Source organism: Dietzia sp. DQ11-44, from assembly GCF_014145205.1.
GTDB classification, from domain to species: Bacteria; Actinomycetota; Actinomycetes; order Mycobacteriales; family Mycobacteriaceae; genus Dietzia; species Dietzia natronolimnaea.
The window spans coordinates 1-812 of sequence record NZ_JAALEC010000218.1 but is presented as its reverse complement, the minus strand read 5'-3'; the positions used below and the strand labels follow the sequence as shown (position 1 = coordinate 812).

2 protein-coding genes are annotated in these 812 nt (G+C 67.1%); both read left to right on the top strand.

Translation table 11 applies throughout. From position 1 onward, the window contains the following. Positions 1-264, top strand: a 264-nt coding sequence (locus G6018_RS06430) for an IS3 family transposase (RefSeq protein ID WP_182639193.1), incomplete at its 5' end; no start/stop codon positions are given. Positions 265-324: 60 nt separating this feature from the next. Beyond that, positions 325-780, top strand: a complete 456-nt coding sequence (locus G6018_RS06425) for a transposase (RefSeq protein WP_095719468.1) — start codon at positions 325-327, stop codon at positions 778-780. Positions 781-812 lie beyond the last annotated feature (32 nt).

Below are 812 nucleotides of genomic sequence, written 5' to 3'. Positions count from 1 at the left end.
GCCCGCAAGATGTGGAAGGAGATGGGCCGCGCTGGCCACCAGGTCGCCCGCTGCACTGTCGAACGACTGATGCGAGCCGAAGGCCTCAAGGGGGTCCAGCGGGCCAAGTCACCCCGCACCACCCGGCACAAGGCTGAGACCGAGCGGCCCGCTGACCTGGTGGAACGCAAGTTCGTCGCCGAGCGGCCGAATCAACTGTGGGTCGCCGACATCACCTACATCCGCACCTACGCCGGGTGGGTGTACCCCTATCCGCCAGACTGAGGTGAGACACCCGGGCTGGCTGGTTGAGAGGCTGGGGCGTGAGGAGAAGGAGAACCCAGCATGACTATCACTGCAACTACTGACGCGGCCCTGGAGGCCTCGCAGCCGACGCCGACGACCTCGACGCAGGAGACGGTTCAGGCCCCGCGGACCGGGCGGCCGGCCCGGCGGACGTTCACGGCCGAGTACAAGCGGCGCATCGTCGCCGAGTACGAGCAGGCCCCGTCCGGGCAGAAGGGCCGCGTGCTGCGCCGAGAGGGCCTCTACGATTCCAGCGTCAAGCAGTGGCGGGCCCAGATCGAAGCGGGAACACTGGGCACCGTGTCCAAGAGAAGGCCCCGGGCTGGCCAGTCGCCGGAGCAGGCGCGCATCGCTGAGCTGGAAAAGCAGATCAGCAAACTCGAGTCAGACGCCGCCCGGAAGGACAAGGTCATCGCCGATCGTGACGCCGCGTTGGAGGTCATGGGAAAAGGTGTCGCGTTCTTGGAAGCGCTCTCCAAGAAAAACAAGGGGTGACCAGGGCCGCCTGGCGCACCTGGCAGGCCGAA

What these genes read in the sequence shown, in the direction of transcription:
- G6018_RS06425 (WP_095719468.1), top strand. Translation starts at nt 325, where the DNA reads ATGACTATCACTGCAACTACTGACGCGGCCCTGGAGGCCTCGCAGCCG.